The 17590-nt window shown below is 71.4% G+C and carries 13 protein-coding genes; 8 read left to right on the plus strand and 5 right to left on the minus strand.

The window, feature by feature from the left end; all coding sequences use genetic code 11:
* Positions 1-6 precede the first annotated feature (6 nt).
* From OG254_RS39640 to OG254_RS39655, 4 genes are all read left to right on the plus strand, one after another.
* Positions 7-1212 carry a tyrosine-type recombinase/integrase gene (locus OG254_RS39640; RefSeq protein ID WP_405591969.1) on the plus strand — a complete coding sequence of 402 codons (1206 nt, stop codon included), beginning with the start codon at positions 7-9 and terminating at the stop codon, positions 1210-1212.
* A 466-nt stretch (positions 1213-1678) separates the two neighbouring features.
* Complete coding sequence (pcaC, locus tag OG254_RS39645) at positions 1679-2977, plus strand: 4-carboxymuconolactone decarboxylase (protein WP_405591971.1); 1299 nt, start codon at positions 1679-1681, stop codon at positions 2975-2977.
* A gap of 50 nt (positions 2978-3027) precedes the next feature.
* Positions 3028-3663 (plus strand): MBL fold metallo-hydrolase, encoded by a 636-nt coding sequence (locus OG254_RS39650; RefSeq protein ID WP_405591974.1) that lies wholly within the window; start codon positions 3028-3030, stop codon positions 3661-3663.
* Between the two features lie 56 nt (positions 3664-3719).
* On the plus strand, positions 3720-4499 hold the full coding sequence (locus OG254_RS39655) for an exodeoxyribonuclease III (protein ID WP_405591977.1): 780 nt from the start codon (positions 3720-3722) through the stop codon (positions 4497-4499).
* A 12-nt stretch (positions 4500-4511) separates the two neighbouring features.
* Here the strand turns inward: OG254_RS39655 and OG254_RS39660 are convergent, their stop codons facing one another.
* A complete protein-coding gene (locus OG254_RS39660) occupies positions 4512-6278 on the minus strand; it encodes an SGNH/GDSL hydrolase family protein (protein ID WP_405591980.1) in 1767 nt (588 codons plus the stop codon).
* A 222-nt stretch (positions 6279-6500) separates the two neighbouring features.
* Between OG254_RS39660 and OG254_RS39665 the strand changes: the two genes are divergently transcribed.
* Positions 6501-6908 (plus strand): DUF6278 family protein, encoded by a 408-nt coding sequence (locus OG254_RS39665; protein ID WP_147995808.1) that lies wholly within the window; start codon positions 6501-6503, stop codon positions 6906-6908.
* A gap of 264 nt (positions 6909-7172) precedes the next feature.
* Here OG254_RS39665 and OG254_RS39670 read toward each other — a convergent pair whose 3' ends face one another.
* A complete protein-coding gene (locus tag OG254_RS39670; RefSeq protein ID WP_405591984.1) occupies positions 7173-8741 on the minus strand; it encodes an alpha/beta fold hydrolase in 1569 nt (522 codons plus the stop codon).
* Positions 8742-8857: 116 nt separating this feature from the next.
* Positions 8858-9616, minus strand: coding sequence for a hypothetical protein (locus OG254_RS39675; RefSeq protein WP_405591987.1), 759 nt, complete (start codon positions 9614-9616; stop codon positions 8858-8860).
* 119 nt (positions 9617-9735) lie between these two features.
* Between OG254_RS39675 and ggt the strand changes: the two genes are divergently transcribed.
* Positions 9736-11532, plus strand: coding sequence for a gamma-glutamyltransferase (ggt, locus tag OG254_RS39680; RefSeq protein ID WP_405591990.1), 1797 nt, complete (start codon positions 9736-9738; stop codon positions 11530-11532).
* A gap of 18 nt (positions 11533-11550) precedes the next feature.
* On the opposite strand, the gene OG254_RS39685 is transcribed toward ggt, so the two are convergent.
* Positions 11551-14106, minus strand: a complete 2556-nt coding sequence (locus tag OG254_RS39685; RefSeq protein ID WP_405591992.1) for an ATP-dependent Clp protease ATP-binding subunit — start codon at positions 14104-14106, stop codon at positions 11551-11553.
* 632 nt (positions 14107-14738) lie between these two features.
* Entirely contained in the window at positions 14739-15506 is a 768-nt protein-coding gene (gene map, locus OG254_RS39690) for a type I methionyl aminopeptidase (protein WP_405591995.1), read from the minus strand.
* Between the two features lie 33 nt (positions 15507-15539).
* Between map and OG254_RS39695 the strand changes: the two genes are divergently transcribed.
* Both OG254_RS39695 and OG254_RS39700 read left to right on the plus strand, forming a co-directional pair.
* Positions 15540-15800 (plus strand): helix-turn-helix domain-containing protein, encoded by a 261-nt coding sequence (locus OG254_RS39695; protein WP_405591998.1) that lies wholly within the window; start codon positions 15540-15542, stop codon positions 15798-15800.
* Between the two features lie 130 nt (positions 15801-15930).
* On the plus strand, positions 15931-17523 hold the full coding sequence (locus OG254_RS39700; protein ID WP_405592001.1) for a hypothetical protein: 1593 nt from the start codon (positions 15931-15933) through the stop codon (positions 17521-17523).
* Positions 17524-17590: the final 67 nt, after the last annotated feature.

Below are 17590 nucleotides of genomic sequence, written 5' to 3' on the forward strand. Positions count from 1 at the left end.
AGGAGAGTGAGAATTCTGTCCAACCCCATCAAGAAACTTCCGCCGAACTCCAAGGGGAAGGTTCGATACCGGTTTGTTGTCGACGCAGGAATCGACCCCGAAACTGGGAAGCGTAAGCAGTTGAGGCGCACCTTCGACTCGTTGAAGGAAGCTAGGGCTGAGTACGCGAACATAACTAATCGGCGGCATGATGGGTCGCTTGTGCCGCCTAGCGAGATCACCGTGAATGATTGGCTCGACCGGTGGCTGGCCATGAAAGCGGAGGACCTCGAAGAAACCACTATCTACAACTACAGGATTACCCTGAACCGAGTTCGGGGGAGGCTCGGCAATATCCGTCTCCAGGACCTTACTGAGGAGCACGTGGAAGAGTGGAGGGATTGGGCGCTGGCGCATGGCCGCCTGCGTGGTAAAAGGGCCGGGACGCCACTCAGTGTCACGACTGTGGATATGAGCCTCGCTCGGCTGAAGGAAGCGCTGGGGAGGGCCGTTACCAGGCGGTTGGTGTACGTCAATGTCGCTGCGTACGTGACCATTCCCCGGAGAGCGCGCAAGGAAGAGCGGAAGACTAAAGAGGAGGTGCCGCCTTGGAATGTCCAGGAGGTTCAGAAATTCATACATGGAATTAGGGGTGAGCGTCTCTATGCCGCGCTTCTTCTTTCGCTGATGGGGCTTCGTCCAGCTGAAGTCTGCGGCCTCCGGTGGGAAGACGTTGACTTGGAGAACGCCACGATCGTCATTGCCAACACGCGCACGATGATGGGCAACCGGTACGTGGTGGAGAAGGACACCAAGTCTCTTGCGGGTGAGCGGGATCTGCCGCTGCCGGCGCTGGTGTTGGGAGCCCTCAAGGCGTTCCGGGCTCTCCAAGCCGAGGAGAGGCTCGCTCTGGGGGAGGCGTACACGGTGTCGGGCTACGTGCTGGTGCACGAGGCGGGCGAAGCCTTCACGATCAAGCAACTTCGCCGACGCGCGTACCGGCTTATGGAGCTTCTCGGGCTCCGACGCGTCAGGCTCTACGACGCACGCTCGTCGTGCTTCACCTTCCTGGCCAACAAGGGTGTCCCGGACCACATCCTCGCGCGATGGGCCGGACATACGAACGTAAAGACGACCAAACGGTGGTATGTCAAGCCGGATGTAGAAGATCTTCGCGGAGCCGCCACCACTTGGGATGGCCTGCACGGGGGTGCGGCGGAGGCGCAAGAGTGAGCCACGCGGACTATCAGCTGAGCGACTTGCGAGCCGTATGGCCAGCAGGATCGGGGCGACGTGGATTCGGGGTCCGCTTGCTGGTTTTGGACCAGTGACTGTAACTGAGAGCATGCGGCTACGGCCAAGCCTTCTACCAAGCGTTCACCGTGTGGTGTTCAAGCTGCTGTTGGGCGGGATTCGGGAAGGGTTCTAGGTGAGTCACGCCGAGCCTCGTCCGTGCCACCACACTTGATGCGGCAACGCGAACCGCCTGGAGGCCGTGATCAAAGAGGAATGCGTTGCTCGGGGCGGCTGAAGGAGAGCACGCGCCCGGAGGGCCCACTACCTACACGGTCACGGGTACATGCCGGAGAACGTATACCTGGGCTCTCGTCGGCAGGATCGGCAGTGCGGGAGCGGGGCAAGGCCCGCTAGGTTCACCCCGGCGATGTGACATCTCGTGACAGATGAGAGGGTCGGGCGGGTGAGTGAGACACCGATGAACACCCTGCAATACCGCTTTGACGGGCCAGAAGACGCCCCGGTCCTGATCCTCGGTCCCTCACTGGGTACCACATGGCACATGTGGGACCGCCAGGTCCCCGAGCTGACCCAGCAGTGGCGTGTCTTCCGGTTCGACCTGCCCGGACACGGCGGCGCGCCCGCCTACCCGGCCGGCTCCGTCAGCGACCTCGCCGCACGGCTGCTCGCCACGCTCGACAGCCTCGGCGTGCAGCGCTTCGGCTACGCGGGCTGTGCGTTCGGCGGTGCCCTCGGCATCGAGCTCGCGCTGCGCCACCCCGAGCGCATCGCCTCGCTGGCGCTGATCGCCGCCTCGCCCCGCTTCGGCACGGCCGACGAGTTCCGCCAGCGGGGCGTGATCGTGCGCACGAACGGCCTCGACCCCATCGCCCGCACCTCGCCCGACCGTTGGTTCACCACCGGCTTCGCCGCCGCCCAGCCCGCCATCACCGAGTGGGCCGTGCAGATGGTGCGCACCACCGACCCCGGCTGCTACATCGCCGCCTGCGAGGCCCTCGCCTCCTTCGACGTACGGTCGCAGCTCTCCGGCGTCGCCGTGCCGACACTCGTCCTCGTCGGCTCGGACGACCAGGTCACCGGCCCCGCAGAGGCCCGCACCCTGGTCGCCGGCATACCGGACGCCCGCCTCGCCGTCGTCCCCGGCGCCTCCCACCTCGTCCCGGTCGAGCAGCCCGCCGCCGTCACCGACCTGCTGGTCCGGCACTTCTCCACCGCCTGGCAGCCCGCCTACGACTCCACCACCGGCCAGATGGCCATCGTCGCCGCCCCCGCCAAGCCGGTCCTGGCCGCCGCACCGCCCCAGCCCACGCCCATCGCCGAGATCGCCCCGGCTGTCGTGTCGCCGCGGACGACCGGACGGCCGGACCCGTACGACGCCGGCATCAAGGTCCGTCGCGAGGTGCTCGGCGACGCGCACGTCGACCGGGCGCTGGCGCAGGCGGACGAGTTCTCCGGCGACTTCCAGGAGTTCATCACCCGCTACGCGTGGGGGGAGATCTGGGACAGACCCGGCCTCGACCGGCGCGCCCGCAGCTGTGTCACCCTCACCGCCCTGGTCGCGGGCGGTCACCTCGACGAACTCGCCTTCCACACCCGAGCCGCCCTGCGCAACGGCCTCACCCCGGACGAGATCAAGGAAGTGCTGCTCCAGGCGGCCGTCTACTGCGGTGTACCGGCGGCCAACAGCGCGTTCAAGGTGGCCCAGAAGGTCATACGCGAGGAGACCACTCCGCAGGAGTGAGCATCCGTGGTGGGGGAGCATCCGCAGCCGGTGCGCGCCAGGATGGAGTCATGAAGCTCACGAAGAAGTCGCACGCCTGCGTCCGGCTCGAAAAGGACGGACAGACGCTCGTTCTCGACCCCGGTGGGTTCAGCGAGGAGGACGCCGCCCTCGGCGCGGACGCGATCCTCGTCACACACGAGCACCCCGACCACTTCGACGAGGCGCGGCTGCGGGTGGCCATGGAGGCCAACCCGGCCGCGCGGATCTGGACGCTGAAGTCCGTCGCCGAGAAGATCTCGGCGGCGTTCCCGGGCCGTGTGCACACCGTCGGCCACGGCGACACCTTCACCGCCGCCGGCTTCGACGTCCAGGTCCACGGCGAACTGCACGCGGTCATCCACCCGGACATCCCGCGCATCACCAACGTCGGCTACCTCATCGACCACGGGCGCGTCTTTCACCCCGGCGACGCACTCACCGTGCCGGACCGCCCCGTCGAGACGCTGATGCTCCCCGTGATGGCGCCCTGGAACAAGATCGCGGAAGTCATCGACTACGTCCGCGAGGTCAAGCCGCAGCGCGCCTACGACATCCACGACGCCCTCCTCACCGACCTGGCCCGGCCGATCTACGACCGACAGATCGGCGGCCTGGGCGGCTCGGAGCACCTGCGTCTGACGCCGGGGGACTCCGCGGAGCTGTGACCGGTCCCACCCCGGGCGGGGCCGGGTTGTCAGTCCCGCCCGGTAGGTTGTCAGGCATGCGCATCGCGACCTGGAACGTGAACTCGATCACCGCCCGCCTGCCGAGGCTCCTTGCCTGGCTGGAGAGCAGTGGCGCCGACGTGCTCTGCCTCCAGGAGGCCAAGGTCGCCGAGGACGCTTTCCCGTTCGACCCGCTGCGCGACCTCGGCTACGAGGCGGCGGTCCACGCCACCGGGCGGTGGAACGGCGTGGCGGTGCTCTCCCGCGTCGGCCTCAAGGACGTCGTCAAGGGCCTGCCGGGCGACCCCGGCTACGACGGCGCGGAGGAGCCCCGCGCCATCTCCGCGACCTGCGGCCCGGTCCGCGTCTGGTCCGTCTACGTGCCGAACGGCCGCGAGGTGGACCACCCCCACTACGCCTACAAGCTCCAGTGGTTCGAGGCCCTCAAGGTGGCCGTGGCCGGCGACGCGGGCGGCAGCCGCCCCTTCGCGGTGATGGGGGACTACAACGTGGCCCCGACGGACGACGACGTCTACGACGTGGCCGCCTTCGAGGGCCTCACCCACGTCACCCCCGCCGAGCGCGCCGCCCTCGCCTCCCTGCGCGAGTCCGGCCTGTCCGACGTGGTCCCGCGCCCTTTGAAGTACGACCACCCGTACACGTACTGGGACTACCGCCAGCTCGCCTTCCCCAAGAACCGCGGCATGCGCATCGACCTGGTCTACGGCAACGAGCCGTTCGCGAAGGCGGTCACCGACTCGTACGTGGACCGGGAAGAGCGCAAGGGCAAGGGCGCGTCGGACCATGCGCCGGTGGTCGTGGATCTGGACGTGTAGTCACCGGTCCGCTCACCCGGCGAGCAGCCGCAGGTCCACCGACTCGGCCAGCGCCGCGAGCCCCGTGTCGCCCGGATGCAGATGGTCCCCGCTGTCGTACGCGGGCAGCATCCGGGACGGCCGCGCCGGGTCCCGCACCACGGCATCGAAGTCGAGCACCGCGTCGTACACCCCGGCCCCGCGGATCCAGGCATTGATCTCGGCCCGCTCCACGTCCACGGCCGCCGTGCACCGCACCTCCCCCTCACACGGCAGTACCGTCGCCGCCAGCATCCGCAGCCCCCGGGCATGCCCACGGTCCGCGATCGCGCGCAGCCCGGCGATCACCTGCTCGGCGGTCGTGCCCGCCCGCACATCGTTGATGCCCTCGAACACCACCGCCGTCCGCACCGACGTCTGGGCCGCGACGTCCCGGTCGAACCGGTACAGGGCGCTCACACCGGCCGTGTCCGTGGAGACGCCGTCCCCGGGATAGCGGTCGGAGACCACACGGTTGCCGGAGATCCCCTGGTTGAGCACCCCGTAGCGCGGGACCGCACTCTGGTTCAGCAGCCGGGTGGCCAGCACATTGGGCCACCGCCGGTTCGCGTCCACCGTGGACTTGTCGCCGTCGGTGATCGAGTCCCCCAGCAGCACCACGGACCCCGGCCCACCGCCCACGTCGACGCCCGTCAGCAGCGGCCAGCTGGTCAGGACGGTGCCGTACGGCGTCGCGGAGGCGTCCGCCGTATGGTCGCCCGGCCCGCTCACGTACGACCGCTGCTGCGCGAGCCGGTGCACGGGCGCCGCCGGCACGGTCCCCGGCAGGTGGAAGCTCACCAGCAGGTTGGCGTCGGCCGGCACGGCGAAGCCGAGCGGATCGCTGTACGCCTGCGCTCCCGCCGGGATCTCGACGCCGGCCGCACCCCGGAAGGAGACCCGGACCGGCGCCGCCTTCGCCGCCGCGCCCGACTGCTGCACGGCCACCGTGGCGCTCCCGATCCGCACCGGCCCCGCCGCGAAGGTGTTGTCGAACCGCAGCCGCACCCGCGGCCCGCCCGCCGAGGTGTGCACCACCAGGCGCAGCGTCCGGTCGGTCCACGGCCCCACGGTCGGATAGCCGCCCGTCGCGCTCGCCCAACTCCCCGTCCAGCCCGTGGTCGCGGCCCGTACCGTCACGGCGAACACATGCAGTCCGGCCGCCTGCGGCAGCAGTACGGAGGCGACCGCGCGGCCCGCCACGATCGGCACGGTCACGACGTACAGCCGCGCCCGCTCGGCGAGTTGGCCGCCGGGTGTGTTGAGGTGCGGCAGGGCGACCGCCTTGGTGGCGAGCGGGCCGGTACGCCAGTCGGGGGCGGTCAGCCGGTAGGCGGACCGGGTGCCGTCGGCGTACAGCACCGTCCCCGCCGCGCCGACGTCGATGCCGGCCGTGCCCGCCACCAGGAAGGCCAGCGCGTCGCCGCGGCCGGACACCCGCACGTCCTGCCCGGCGGCCAGGACGTTGTCCGGCTCGCCCGGCTGCCGGTTCGGCCAGGTCAGCCGGGCGCCCTGCACGGTCAGCGCACGGCCGGGCGTCCACCCGGCGGCCGCGAGGTCCTGCGCCGACAGGGAGGCGCCCGCCCCGTCGAAGTCCGCCCCGGCCGGCCGGGCGTCGTCGCTGACGGCCGTGTTGTCGAAGAGCCGCTCCAGCGGGAGCGGCGTGGCTCTGCGCTCGCCGGCCGCGTGTGCGGAGACCGCCGGCACGAGGGCCGCGAAAAGGGCAAGGACGACCGCTGAAATCCACACACATCGGCGCACGGCCGACTCCTCCCGTTCACGACCGCTCAGGACTGCGTATGACCGCGCATGACAAGTTCGGGTGAGATAAGCCGTTCAGACGAGACGCAGGACGCACCGCGAACGTAGAGAGGCACCCGTGACCCGTCAACGAGCCATGCCACAAGTCGGCGTGAACTCGACCGGAATCGACGGCCAGCGCGCCTGTGGTGCGTTCGGCCGTGCGAATGACACGCTGTGGGTATGAAGATCCCTTTTCTGGGCCACCGGCCCGAGAAGCGCGGGGCCCCCGACGCCGAGGGCATCGCCGATCTGCTCGCCGAGTGCGAACTCCTGCGCTCACACGCGTCCCGGGCGGGGATCCAACTCGATGACACCGTGGCCTCGTTGGAGGCCCTCGACCAGCTGCTGCCGCGCTGGCGGGACGACGAGGAGAGCCTGCCCTGGCTGGGCAACGACGCCGGGCTGTACCTCGGCACGGTCATCGTGCGCACCGTACCCGGAGCCGCCTGGGAGATCTGGCCGGACGGTCAGCCGGTCGTGCGGCTCGCCTCCGGACGGGAGTTCGACGTCGTGACCTCGGGGCGGGAGTGGGCCGCGAGCGGGGTGCCGGAGCTGTCGCAGCTGTACGCGGAGGTCTCGGAAGCCTGAGCTCCAGGCGTATGGAATGACATAAGAACCGAGTAAATACGGCTTATGTCCGAAAAGTGCGTGTCGCGTATTAAGTCCGCTCTCGCCTGGGTAGCTTGCGGCCATCGCTACGCCGAAATCCTCGCCGTGTCCGACCTCGACTACGATGTTCCGTCCGTCCCCAGGGACGCTGCTGCCGGGTGGGGATCCCCCCACGGCCCCTGGGGACAGGGGCAGCAGGGGGCAGCAGTCACAGAGCCATACCCGTCCGGCGCCGGCCGGAGATCACTGTTCGCGCAGTGGAATCGACACGTACGACGGGTCGTTCGCCGGCGAGGAGAAGGTCAGCCGCGCGCTGGACGGGTTGTGCTCGATGTAGAGCGGGTCGACCGTGTCGACGACCAGGGCGAGACGGTGGCCTGCCGGGACGTCGTAGGCCGTGGAGTACAGCTCCAGGTCGACGCCGAACGGCTGTCCGGGCGTGCGTCCGTGGAAGGTGTACGGCGCGTTGCTGACCAGCTTGCCGAGGCCGAGCGGGCCCACGTCGTAGAGATAGGCGACGAGGGTGCCGCTCTCCTTGGTCGGGGTGACGGTGGTGTGCAACTTCGCGGTGCCGCGTATCTGCTGGGCCGTGGCGTACTTCCCCGACTGCCAGACGCCCGCCCAGAACCGGGGGATCAGCGGGATCGAGGCCATCGGGGGCAGTTGGGCCACCTGGTCGAGGATGCTGGAGAGGAAGACGACCCCGCCGTTCGCGCCCGAGTCGACGTTCGTGCGGATCGTGGTCGTGCCCGCGAGGTCGATCTTCCGGTTCGTCGCGCCGACCGACTTCCAGTCCGGGTAGCCCTCGTAGCCGCCGCCGGCGCGGGACTTGAGCTGGACCGGCAGCTCGCGGTTGATGCCGTTGTCCTCGCCCTTGAGGTAGTGGTCGAACCAGCGTTCGGTGTCCGTCCATACGTCGTTGGGCAGGCCGAACAGCCCGGTCAGTTCGGCGGTGGCGTGGTCGCCGGGGCGGAACTCCAGCCGCTTGGGGCCGGTGAGCTTCTCGTAGAAGTCCGCGTACTGGTTGGGCGGGAAGATCGTGTCGCCCCAGGCGTTGGCCATCATGACCGCGGAGCCGCTGTCGTTGAGTTGGTCCAGGTATGTAGCGACCGAACGTTTCTTCCCCCAGTTGATGATGTCCTGTTCCTTGGACAGGTTGGAGGCGTAGAAGTCGTTGAAGACCTGCCGGATCTCGGCGCTCTGGCGGCCGGTGACCAGGCTCGCGCCGTCGAGCAGTCCGGCGGCCTGGACGTGCTGGGTGCGGCCCGAGTAGATCGAGCCGATGAGGTCGGCCCAGCCGCTGAGGGCGGCGACCGCCCTGACCCGCTTGTCTTGCGCGGCGGTCAGCAGGCTGATGCCGGCGCCGTACGAGACGCCCGCCATGCCGATGAGCCGCGCGTCGGCCGGGGTGTTGGCGAGCGCCCAGTCGATGACCTTGGACGCGTCGGCTATGTCGGGCGGTCCGGCCACTTCTATCTCGCCGCCCGACTGCCAGAAGCCGCGCACGTTGTAACTGACCACGACATAGCCCGAGTTCGCGAGCTTCTGGGCCTGCGCGAAGTACTCGACCTGGGGCAGGCCCCAGCTCGTGGGCATGACGAGCAGCGGGTAGCTGCGCGTGCCGTCGGCGCCGGCCGGCGTGACGACGTTCGCCTTGAGGGTCGTGCCGCCGTCGCCGGTGATGTCGACGAAGCGCACGCCGTTCGGGGCGGCTTGGGCGGCGGGGGCGAGCCCGAGGGCGCTTCCGGCGACCAGAGTCGCGGAGACGGCGCCCACGGCGGTCGTACGCAGGGCCTTGCGATGGAGTCCCACGGGTCACTCCTCACTCGTGTCAATGCAAAGTGACCCGACGGTAACCTCGGCCCCTTACCGTAAGTAACCCGTCGGTAAGTTACGTGGCAGTAACGATTACCGGAATGTAACGGACCTCAGGAGGCTCGGTGTGCGTTGCGCGGAGCCGCCGGTGTCGGCAGGGGTGCCTGCGCCGCCCGTGTCACGTCCGCGACCAGCTCCACCACATCCGGGCCGTACGCCTGCGAGTTGACCACCTTCAGCAGCAGCACGAAGGAGCCGGTGCCGTGCTTGCGGGTCAGCCGCTCGTGGTTGCGGGCGAGGTAACGGGTGGCGGCCTGGTTGGTGATCGCGGTCTGCCCGCAGAACAGGAAGACGGGGCGCGGGCCCTGGCTCTCGCCGACGGTGAGCCGGGCGAGGAGCGCGTACTCCTCCTTGCCGACCTCCACCCGATAGCGCTCGGAGCCCAACTGGAGGGCGCCCCGGTCGGGGCCGGGGTCGGCGTCGACGTTCACTCGGACCCCGGGCAGCAGGGACGCCAGGTGCGCCATCATGCGGCGGTTCGACGCCGGGCCGCCCACGCAGAACTCGGTGCGCTCACCGAAGCCCTGGCGCGCCGCGTCGTGCGGGATGATCTGCGCGTGGGCGTTGCAGTCCTTGATCAGGGCGGCGAGCTCCAGCAGCGCGAACACGTCGTAGCGCATCACCGTCAACTCGGGCCCGCCCGCCCCGCGGTTGACCACCAGCAAGGACTCGGCATTGTCGGGCAGCCCGAAGAACGCCTGCTTGCGCCGCAGCTTGCGCTTCCACAGATAGGTACGGGCGAGCCAGCCCAGTCCGGCGCTGACGGCCGCCGCGACCACGCCCAGGACTATGTTGCGCACGTCGTCATTCATGGGCGCGCATGCTAGCGGGCCAACGCAAACCCGCGTTCGATGAGAGCTTGCCGAGGGCGGGCTGACGGGGGCATGCCGATCGAATAGGCTGCGCGGACGGTCCCTGGCTGGAGGTGCGGATGCGTCGCCCTGTCGCGCGGAAACTGTCGGTCCTGGCGATCTCGGCTGCTGTGGTGTCGGTGGGAGCTGCGCCGCCCACAGCGCACGGCAGCCCCGTCGAAAAGGTTCCCGTGGCCGTCGGATACGGCGGCGCCGTCTCCAGCGTCGACGCGGACGCCTCGGCCGCCGGCATCGAGGTCCTGCGCAAGGGCGGCAACGCCGTCGACGCCGCCGTCGCCACGGCCGCCGCGCTCGGCGTCACCGAGCCCTACTCCGCCGGCGTCGGCGGTGGCGGCTACTTCGTCTACTACGACGCCAAGTCCCGTACGGTGCGCACCCTCGACGGCCGGGAGACCGCGCCGCTGAGCGCCGACGCCGACCTGTTCGTGGAGAACGGCACCGCGATTCCCTTCGCCGAAGCCGTCAGCAGCGGTCTGAGCGTCGGGACCCCGGGCACGCCCGCCACCTGGCAGCAGGCGCTCGACAAGTGGGGGAGCAGGAGCCTCGGGTCGGTGTTGAAGCCCGCCGAGCGCCTCGCCCGCGACGGCTTCACCGTCGACGACACCTTCCGCTCGCAGACCGCGGCCAACGAGACCCGGTTCCGCTATTTCCCGGACACCGCGAAGCTGTTCCTGCCGGGCGGATCGCTCCCGGTCGTCGGCTCCACCTTCAAGAACCCCGACCTCGCCCGCACCTACGCCGAGCTGGCACGCGAGGGCGTCGGCGCGCTCTACCGGGGCGACATCGCCGAGGACATCGTCGACACGGTCGACAACCCGCCCGTGGACCCGGCCTCCGGCTGGAACGCTCGCCGCGGCGACGTGACCGCCAAGGACCTGGCCGCCTACCGGGTCAAGTCCCAGGCACCCTCCAAGACCTCGTACCACGGTCTCGGCGTCTACTCCATGGCGCCCTCCTCCTCCGGCGGCACGACCGTCGGCGAGGCCCTCAACATCCTGGAGAGCACCGACCTCTCTAAGGCGAGCGAGGCCCAGTACCTGCACCGCTACATCGAGGCCAGCCGCATCGCGTTCGCCGACCGTGGGCGCTGGGTCGGCGACCCCGCCTTCGAGGACGTACCGACCAAGGAGCTGCTGTCGCAGCGCTACGCCGACTCCCGGGCGTGCCTGATCAAGGACGACGCGGTGCTGACGAGCCCGGTCGCGCCGGGCGACCCGCGCGATCCGGCGGCCTGTGACGCGCGCGGTACGGCGGCCCCGACCACCTACGAGGGTGACAGCACCACCCACCTCACCGTGGCCGACAAGTGGGGCAACGTCGTCTCCTACACCCTCACCATCGAGCAGACCGGCGGCAGCGGCATCACCGTGCCGGGCCGCGGCTTCCTCCTCAACAACGAGCTGACGGACTTCTCCTTCACCCCCGCCAGCCCGGCCGTCCACGACCCGAACCTGCCGGGTCCGGGCAAGCGTCCGCGCTCCTCGATGTCCCCGACGATCGTCCTGGACCAGCACAACAGGCCGGTGGTGGCGCTCGGTTCGCCCGGTGGGGCCACGATCATCACCACCGTGCTCCAGTCGCTGACCGGATTCCTCGACCGGGGGCTGCCGCTGGTCGACGCGATCACCGCGCCGCGCGCCAGCCAGCGCAACCAGACCACCACCGAGCTCGAACCGGGCCTGTACAACAGTCCGTTGAGGGCCCAGCTGGAGGCCATCGGGCACGGCTTCCGGCTCAACCCCGAGATCGGCGCGGCCACCGGCGTCCAGCGACTGCCGAACGGCCAGTGGCTCGCCGCCGCCGAGAAGGTACGGCGCGGCGGCGGCTCGGCGATGGTGGTGCGCCCGGCGTCGTAGCGCCTTGGCCCACCCGGTTCACAACTCGGGGGCGGGCGGCAGGTCTTCCGTGCGGAAGGCGAGCCGCCCGTCCGCCACGTCCACCGTGACCCGGCCGCCCTCGCCGATCCGGCCGTCCAGGAGCAGCCGGGACAGCTGGTTGTCGACCTCCCGCTGAATGGTGCGGCGCAGCGGGCGGGCGCCGTACTCGGGCTGGTAGCCGCGCTCGGAGAGCCAGTCGACGGCCGCGCCGGTGAACTCGACCGCGACGCCCTGGGCGTGCAGCAGACGGCGGGTCCGGTCCAGCAGCAGGTTCGTGATCCGCTCCAGCTGCTCGGGGGTCAGCCGGCGGAAGACGACGATCTCGTCGATGCGGTTGAGGAACTCGGGCCGGAACTGCTGGCGCAGCGGCCGCAGGATCCGTTCGCTGCGCGCCTCCTCCTCGGCCCCCTCGTCGCCCGAGCCGAACCCGATGCCGGCGCCGCCGCGGCCGATCGCCTCCGAGCCGAGATTGCTGGTCATCACGATGACCGCGTTGGTGAAGTCCACGGTGCGGCCCTGGGAGTCGGTCAGCCGCCCGTCGTCCAGCACCTGGAGCAGGATGTTGAAGACGTCCGGGTGGGCCTTCTCGATCTCGTCGAGCAGGAGCAGCGAGTACGGGTGCCGGCGCACCACCTCGGTGAGCTGGCCGGCCTCCTCGTGGCCGACGTAGCCGGGCGGGGCGCCGATCAGCCGGCTGACCGTGTGGCGTTCCTGGTACTCGCTCATGTCGAGGCGGACCATGCGCTCCTCGCTGCCGAACAGCGCCTCGGCGAGCGCCCGGGCCAGCTCGGTCTTGCCGACCCCGGTCGGGCCGAGGAACAGGAAACTGCCGATCGGCCGGTCGGGGCTGGCGAGTCCGGCCCGGGAGCGCAGCACCGCGTCGGAGACCACGCGCACCGCCTCGTCCTGCCCGACGACCCGCTCGTGCAGATGCTCCTCCAGGCCGAGCAGCCGGTCCTTCTCCTCCTCGGTGAGGCTGCTCACCGGGATGCCGGTCTGCCGGGACACGACCTCCGCGATGGCCTCGGCGGTGACCGTCAGGTCGATGCCCTCGTCGGCCTCCTCGTCGCCGGAGGCGTCCGCGATGCGCTGCTTCAGATCGACGATCCGGTCACGCAGCCCGGTCGCCTGCTCGTAGCTCTCGTCGGCGACCGCCTGGTCCTTGTCCCGGGTCAGCTGCTCGACCTCGCGCTCCATGGCCCGTACGTCCGTGCCCTTGGAGCGGGCGCCCAGTCGTACCCTGGCGCCCGCCTGGTCGATCAGGTCGATGGCCTTGTCCGGCAGGCGCCGGTCGGTGAGGTAGCGGTCGGACAGCTCCACGGCGGCGACGAGCGCCTCGTCGCTGTAGCGGACCTGGTGGTGGGCCTCGTAGCGGTCGCGCAGGCCGCGCAGGATCTCGATCGCGTCGGCGGTCGTCGGCTCGGGGACCAGGATCGGCTGGAAGCGGCGGGAGAGTGCCGCGTCCTTCTCGATCCGGCGGTACTCCTCCAGCGTGGTCGCGCCCACGACGTGCAGTTCGCCGCGGGCGAGGGCCGGCTTGAGGATGTTCCCGGCGTCCATGGACCCGCCCTCGCCGCCGCCTCCGGCGCCCACGACGGTGTGCAACTCGTCGATGAACACGATCAGCCGGTCGGAGTGCGCGCGGATCTCGTCCACGATGTTGGTGAGCCGCTCCTCGAAGTCCCCCCGGTAGCGGGTGCCGGCGACCACGCCCGCCAGGTCCAGCGCGATGACCCGGCGGCCGCTGAGCACGTCGGGCACGTCGCCGTCGGTGATCCTCTGGGCCAGGCCCTCCACGATCGCGGTCTTGCCCACGCCCGCGTCGCCGATCAGCACCGGGTTGTTCTTGCCGCGCCGGGAGAGCACCTCGACGGTCTGCTCGATCTCCTCGTCACGCCCGATCACCGGGTCGACACGGCCCTGGCGGGCCAGTTCGGTGAGGTCGCGGCCGTACTTGTCGAGAGTGGGCGTACCGGTGTCGACGCGTGGCCGCTGATCGACGCCCGCCCTGGGCTGGGCCCCGTCCGGGGCCTCGGGCGGCATGCCGGACGGGGCGAAGCGGGCCGCGTTCAGGATGTGCCCGGCCGCCGAGTCGGGGTTCGCGGCGAGGGCGCTGAGCACGTGCTCCGGGCCGATGTAACCGGCTCCGCGCGTCCTGGCCAGGTCGTGCGCGTCCAGCAGGGCCCGCTTGGCGGCCGGGGTCAGGGACAGCGAAGTCGGCGGCGGGGCCTCGCCCGGCGGGTGCTGGACCGGGCCGGAACGCTCGTCGATCTCCGTCGCCAGCGAGTCCGGGTCCGCGCCCGCCCGGGTGAGCAGACTCCGGGTCGGCTCGGCGGACAGCGCGGCGCGCAGCAGGTGCTGGGTGTCCAGGTCGCGGCTGCCGTGCTCGGCGGCGTACTGCGCGGCGCCCCGCACCAGTTCCCGGGCCGGCTGACTGAGCAGGCGGCCGATGTCGATCTGCCGGGGGCCGGGGCGCGGTCCGCCGAAGAAGCGGGCGAGGAATTCTCCGAAGGGGTCGTAGTCCTCCGGACCACCATTGAAGCCGCTGGTCATGGCGTTCCCATCCGGCGTCCCTGCGCGGGCAGGGTCGCCCTCGCTGATCGACGTGCCGGAGTCGGGTAACCCGGGCGCAAGCCGGTTACACCTGGCCGCGTTCGTAAAACACCTTCGCACGAACGGTGGCCGGGGGCACCTCAAGGAACGCCGGGGGACGACCGCGCCGCTCCTGCTCGATCAGCGGTCCTGGAGCAGGGCGGTCTGCGGGAGCGACGTGCAGATGGGCGGACGGCGCGCCGGACATGGCTGTGGGCGTCGGCGGCCGGGCCGAGGCGTGCGGCATGCGGCTGTCGATGTCGCCTCGGTCGCGGCGGACGGCGCGCCGGACATGGCTGCGGGCGTCGGCGGCCGGGCCGAGGCGTGCGGCATGCGGCTGTCGATGTCGCCTCGGTCGCGGCGGACGGCGCGCCGGACATGGCTGCGGGCGTCGGCGGCCGGGCCGAGGCGTGCGGCATGCGGCTGTCGATGTCGCCTCGGTCGCGGCGGACGGCGCGCCGGACATGGCTGCGGGCGCCGGCGGCCGGGCCGAGGCGTGCGGCACGCGGCTGTCTACGTCGCCTCCGTCGCGCCTGCCGTCCCGAAGCCGCGATGGCCGGGGACGAGGCACGCAGGCCCACAGCGCCCCGGGCTCAGCGGGCCGTCAGGATCCGCGGCCCCGACCGGGTGATCGCCACCGTGTGCTCGGTGTGGGCCGCGCGGGAGCCGTCGTTCGTGACGAGGGTCCAGCCGTCGGCGGCCGCGTGGTAGCCGTCCTTGCCGCTCGCCACGAGCATCGGCTCGACGGCGAGGACCATGCCGTGCCGCAGTGGCAGGCCCTGGCCCGGGAGGCCCTCGTTGGGCACCGAGGGGTCCTCGTGCATCTTGCGGCCCACGCCGTGCCCGCCGAAACCGTCCGGGACGCCGTACCCGGCCGTGCGGCACACCGAGCCGATCGCATGCGCGATGTCGCCGATGCGGTTGCCGACGACGGCCGCCTCGATGCCCGCGGCCAGCGCCCGCTCCGCCGTCTCGATGAGGCGTACGTCGGCCGGGCGGGCCCTGCCCACGGTGAAGCTGATCGCCGAGTCGCCCACCCAGCCGTCCAGTTCGGCGCCGCAGTCGATGGAGACCAGGTCGCCGTCGCGCAGGCGGTAGCCGGTGGGGATGCCGTGCACGATCGCGTCGTTCACCGAGGCGCAGATGACGGCGGGGAAGGGGACGGGCGCGAAGGAGGGGCGATAGCCGAGGAACGGGGACGTCGCACCGGCCCCGCGCAGCACCTCGCGCGCCACCTCGTCCAGCTCCTGCAGTGAAACCCCCACGTCAGCCGCCTTGCGTACGGCAGTGAGGGCCTGGCCCACGACCTGCCCTGCCGCGTACATCGCCTCGATCGACGTGTCCGTCTTCAGCTCCACCATGCCAATTACTATACCGGTATTAGAATGGGCGCCATGGTGCGCACCCCTCTCACTCCCGAAGAGCGTGAACGCGGCGAGCGGCTCGGCCGGCTGCTCCGCGAGGCCCGCGGCGGCCGCAGCATGACGGACGTCGCGGCGAGCGCCGGCGTCTCCGCCGAGACGCTGCGCAAGATCGAGACCGGCCGGGCGCCGACACCCGCCTTCTTCACCGTGGCCGCGCTGGCGGACGCCCTCGGGCTGTCGCTGGACGAACTCCACAGCCGGTGTGCGCCGGTTGTCGAGGCCGCCGCCTGAGCGGCACGCACGTCACGTTCCGGCAGCTGCGGCGTACTCTGCGTTCAGTCGGAAAACTCCCCGTAGCGCGCCCGTAACACGGCTGGTGTTGCCTAACGGACCGGAGTGCTCCGGTCTGGTGGGAGTTGGCATGTCAGTGGATCAACTCCCGGCTCGGGTTCGGGAGTTCGTGAACTACCTGGACGGCCTGATGGCGCGCCTCGATCAGGGCGGCGGTTGGTGCGGGGTGTTCTGGCAGCGTGACCCGGAAGGCATGCGGGCCTGCCTCGACGGCCGCGAGATGCCGCCCTGGGACGTGGTCGAGTCCCTGCTGCACGACCTCGCCGCCCAGTACGGCCCCGGCGGCGCCGACCCCGAGGCGGAACGCGCCCGCGCCCTGCACACCGCCGCCCTCGCCGCGTACGACGCCCGTCCCGGCGCGCGCGATGCCCTCGGTGACCGCCTCGACGTCATGCTCCGCGAACAGCGCTACGCCGCCGAACGGCAGGTGGAACTGGGCCGATTGCTCGCCTCCGCCACCAGCAGGGAGGAGGCCGAGGCCATCCGCCTCGACCTCGCCTGGGCCCGCGACGACCACGAACGCGCGACGTCCCGCTGCGCCGAACTCCGAACCCGCGCGGCCGACCTGGACCACCGGGCGGCGAGGGCACGGGGGCAGGCGGTGCTGCGGGATCGGGTGGGGGATGGGGGCGGCTTCCACGATCATGGCGGGGGCGAGGGCGGCGGGGCCGCGGGCGACTGGTCCGGGGGCGGGGAGCTCGGTGAGGACGCTTTCCGCGGTGGCGGGGGTGGTGGGGTCGGCGGCAGCCCGGCTGCCGGTGGGGGCGAGCGCCGTCCGGGCGTGGATCCGACGGGTCGCACCGGTCCCGCGGGGGCTGCTGCGCCATCCGACCGGCCGGACGCCCGGAGCGCCCCTGCCCCCGCAACCTTCGCCGACCCCGACCCCGACCCCGCCCCGCCGGAGACCCCCACCTCCAAGCAGCGCAAACGCCGCCGAGGCGGTGCCCGGTTCGCCGGGATGGTCGAGGAGGAGTCCGCCCCCGTCGTCGTACCCCCGGCCGAGGCGCCCGTGCTGCCGACCCTGCCCGCGCAGGCCGACCGTACGGGACGCACCCCGCGTGGGGCCCGGTTCGCCGGGGCCGAGGACGGGGGGAGCGCGGCGTCGGCGGAGTCGTGGGCCGAACCCATGGACCCGGTCGGCCGGCAGGAGGTCGCCGCCACCGTGGGGGCGCTGGTGCGGCTGCGGGGTGAGGGGCGCAGTGGCGAGGCGCATGTGCTGCTCGTCGAGGCCGCGTACTGGCCCGCCGGGCGCTTTCCGCTGCTCGCCGCGGAGATGCAGCGCGCCGGGCTCGGGGCCGACTGGGCGACGCTGCTGTGGGAGGCCGCCTCGCTGCCCGCCGAGCGGCTGGTCGCCGCCGCCGACGCGCTGACCGCGGCGGGGCGGGCCGAGGACGGGGAGCAGATCCTGCGGCAGGGCGTGTCGCGGCCCGCGCCCGAGATCGGGCAGGCCGTGCTGGGGCTGGCCGGCGAGGGGCGCCGCCGCGAGGTCCGCGCGCTGCTCGACGCGTACGTCCGCGTGCGCACCCCGGAGGAGGCCGCCCGAAGTGTCGCGCCCGACCCGAGGACGCTCGTCCCCCTCCTGCTGGAGGCCGCCCAGGGGGTCTCCGACGAGTGCCAGTGGGATCTCGTGCACGCCCTGAGGGTGGCCGGCTTCACCGCGTGACCCCTTGTGTCACGGCGTCACACCCCTCCCACCGGCCCCATCCATCACCCACAGGAGGGTGAAACCT

The organism is Streptomyces sp. NBC_01092 (assembly GCF_045039535.1).
Lineage (GTDB): Bacteria > Actinomycetota > Actinomycetes > Streptomycetales > Streptomycetaceae > Streptomyces.

Coding starts and splice junctions, on each gene's coding strand:
- OG254_RS39665 (WP_147995808.1), top strand. CDS start 6,501: ATGAAGATCCCTTTTCTGGGCCACCGGCCCGAGAAGCGCGGGGCCCCC.
- map (WP_405591995.1), bottom strand. CDS start 15,506: ATGGTGGAGCTGAAGACGGACACGTCGATCGAGGCGATGTACGCGGCA.
- OG254_RS39695 (WP_405591998.1), top strand. CDS start 15,540: ATGGTGCGCACCCCTCTCACTCCCGAAGAGCGTGAACGCGGCGAGCGG.
- OG254_RS39655 (WP_405591977.1), top strand. CDS start 3,720: ATGCGCATCGCGACCTGGAACGTGAACTCGATCACCGCCCGCCTGCCG.
- OG254_RS39685 (WP_405591992.1), bottom strand. CDS start 14,106: ATGACCAGCGGCTTCAATGGTGGTCCGGAGGACTACGACCCCTTCGGA.
- OG254_RS39650 (WP_405591974.1), top strand. CDS start 3,028: ATGAAGCTCACGAAGAAGTCGCACGCCTGCGTCCGGCTCGAAAAGGAC.
- ggt (WP_405591990.1), top strand. CDS start 9,736: ATGCGTCGCCCTGTCGCGCGGAAACTGTCGGTCCTGGCGATCTCGGCT.
- OG254_RS39700 (WP_405592001.1), top strand. CDS start 15,931: ATGTCAGTGGATCAACTCCCGGCTCGGGTTCGGGAGTTCGTGAACTAC.
- OG254_RS39675 (WP_405591987.1), bottom strand. CDS start 9,616: ATGAATGACGACGTGCGCAACATAGTCCTGGGCGTGGTCGCGGCGGCC.